The sequence below is a fragment of the Cellvibrio sp. genome (genome assembly GCF_053579595.1).
On record NZ_JBRFPI010000491.1, the window covers coordinates 1 to 2,874 of the forward strand.

The following is a 2,874-nucleotide window of genomic DNA, read 5'->3' on the forward strand; positions in this document are numbered from 1 at the left end:
CGGGGCCGAAATTGGCGGTGGCTAAACTTAAAATGGTATTGTCTTTGGCGAAGGCGTTAATCACATCGGGGTTGGCGATAACAATACCCGTGCGTGCACCGGGCAAGCCCAACTTGGAAAGGCTGAGCACGAGGATGGTGTTGTCATTCCAATGCGGTTGGGCATCGGCAAATAAAATATTCGGGAAAGGCGTTCCGTAAGCGCCATCGACAATAAATGGAACTTGATGCGCGCGCGCCAACTCATCCAGTTTTACTAATTCTTCATCGCTAATTACATTACCTGTGGGATTGGTGGGGCGCGATACGCAGAGCGCGCCCGTCTCATTGGTAATCTTGAGTTGCGAAAAATCGACGTGATATTTAAAAAAACCATCGGGCAGCATTTCGATGCTAGGGCGTGTTGCGGTAAAAAAATCCGCACTGATTCCCAAATCGCTGTAACCCAAATATTCCGGTGTGAGCGGTAATTGGATTCGTTTTTTTGAACCGTCGGCATAATCGCCTGCGAACAAATTAAACAACACAAAAAATGCGGATTGACTGCCATTGGCGAGCGCGATATTCGCGCGCGAAATCGGCCATTGATATTCGTTGTGCAATAAGTTGGCGATGGCATCAAGCAATTCCGCATCGCCTTGCGGTGGCTGGTACACGCCTAAAAGTTGATGAGTTTCGTGCGGGTTATCGAGCGTTGCGCGCAGTGCGCCTTCAAACGCTTGCTCCATTTCTGGAATACGTGCAGGGTTGCCGCCGCCCATAAAAATCATATCGGGATTTACGCGCAGCGCCTCTCCCAAGTCATCCATTAGCGTGACTATGCCAGCATCAGTGCAGAGTTTTTGGCCGAAACGCGAGAATTGCATAAGTAGGAACCCGAATTGATTAAACCGCCGGTGAAAACGGAGCAATCTAGCGGGTCATGCGGGAAAACACTAGCAGGATTAGATCAGGCCAAACTTCTTCAGGGTTGCAACCAATTTTTCCGGGTTAACAGGCTTCTGGATAAAATCAATTGCGCCCAATTGTGTTACACGGGCATGTGCCGTGGGCTGAATATCACCAGAGATGACGATAATCATTGCATCCAACCCTTCGGCTTTTACTGCTTCGAGTACTTGGTAACCATCCATCTCCGGCATGGTGAGGTCGAGAAAAACCATCTCACCTTTGCCTTCACGGATAGCCTGTATCCCCTCGGCACCATTGGTGGCAAAGGTGATATCGACATCCCAGCCTTCAGGTAGGGAGCGCGCGACTTGCTTGCGCGCCATCATGGAGTCATCACAAATCAGTAGAGGTGTCGCCATGGGGTAAACGTTTCTTTTAATTAGTGAAAAATGAGTGACATAACGAACGATAAACAGTGGCGCCCAACTTCCAGGCACCAAATCCAGTTGATCTCAGGAGAGTATAGTCAGGGATCTTTGCCCGCAGCGAGTTTTTTACCCAGCTTTGCGTTTAATCAATATCTAGTCAGTTAAACTCCTGGTCGTAGCAGCCGTTTGCTGTTCAAAAAGGCCAGCGATACTGACCGATAATAATTGCTCTCGATTGTTATCAACTCCCCCCAAAATACGGATAGCATCCGCGCCCCAAGGCACATGCGCCAAGCCATCCTTGTCATGCGGAAGCTGGCGCGGCAACTCCAGGATGTCGCTTAGCTGCTGCAAACTCAATAAATGAAGATTCTGGCTGAGCAAATAATGCCCTTGGTAATTTGCAGTGATCACATGGTTTTTGACCAGCGCATCGCGAATCCGCAACCACTGTTCTGCGGCAAGCCCCTGATGTAAGAGTTCGCGTTCCGGTACTGCAGCACCTTTCTCCGACGCGCGGTAACAGCGCCACAGAATCATCAAACTGGCAAAAAGGTCCGGGTAGTTGCGGTCGCGCAGCACTATCTGGTGCGCACCAATGGTGTGAACGAATACAGCCCCACCCAAAATTACCGTCCAAATTAAATTCACCCACAACAGGAACAAAGGCAAAGCGGCAAAAGCGCCATAAACCAGAGTGAAGGACGAATGCCCCACAATCCAACCGAAGGCAGCCTTTAATCCCTGAAAACCGAGTGTGGTGAAAAGACCGCCGACCATGGCGTGCCTGACCGACACCTTGCAGTTGGGCACAGCGACAAACAACAAGGTAAATGCCGCCCAAGTGAGTACCCAAGGAGCAAGCTGAAACACCCATTCAAATACGCCGAGGCTATCGTAAGTGCCAACCAGCAAACGAAATGATGCAAGATAAGTGCTTATACCCAGCGCTGCACCGAGCAATAACGGCCCCAAACTTAGTATCGCCCAGTAGAGCAAAAAGTTGGCAACACCCCGGCGGCCGCGCGGCACACCCCAGATACCATTAAAATTTTGTTCGATATCTTTGAGCATCAAATAGGCGGATACGAGCAAAAATAGCAACCCAAAGGCGGTCAAATTGCGCGCCTGTGCGGAAAAGTCTTTCAGGTACTTTCCCAGATCTTGTTCACTGTTGGGTAAAAAATGCTGGAATAACAACGACTGAAGCTGGTCGCCCAGGTTTTGGAATGCGGGGATAATAGAGAACATCGAAAAGGTCACAGTCATCATCGGCACTGTGGCGAAGAGGGTGACGTAGGTGAGCGAGGCGGCACTTTTTTGGCAAGATTTGGCCTGATACTGGTGCACCATCAACCAGAAAAACCCCACTAGCCAACGATATCTTTTGTGTACAAGCTCAATCAGGGACGGCGACAGCGGCATAACGTGAAATCCTTAAACCAAGTCAGGGCGCAGCCGCTATAATCTGCCGCGCCATCGTAAATAGACGTTATCAAGAGACAATTATGGTCACACTTTATCACAACCCGCGCTGCTCAAAATCGCGCGAGGCA

At 49.9% G+C, this 2,874-nt stretch carries 3 protein-coding genes; all 3 read right to left on the reverse strand.

Annotated features, from left to right (window positions below; genetic code table 11):
* Window positions 1-865, reverse strand: an 865-nt coding sequence (locus tag ACWA6V_RS20190; protein ID WP_449524176.1) for an aminotransferase class I/II-fold pyridoxal phosphate-dependent enzyme, incomplete at its 3' end; no start/stop codon positions are given.
* 78 nt (window positions 866-943) lie between these two features.
* Entirely contained in the window at window positions 944-1,309 is a 366-nt protein-coding gene (locus ACWA6V_RS20195; RefSeq protein WP_449524177.1) for a response regulator, read from the reverse strand.
* A gap of 162 nt (window positions 1,310-1,471) precedes the next feature.
* On the reverse strand, window positions 1,472-2,743 hold the full coding sequence (locus ACWA6V_RS20200) for a YihY family inner membrane protein (RefSeq protein WP_449524178.1): 1,272 nt from the start codon (window positions 2,741-2,743) through the stop codon (window positions 1,472-1,474).
* Window positions 2,744-2,874 lie beyond the last annotated feature (131 nt).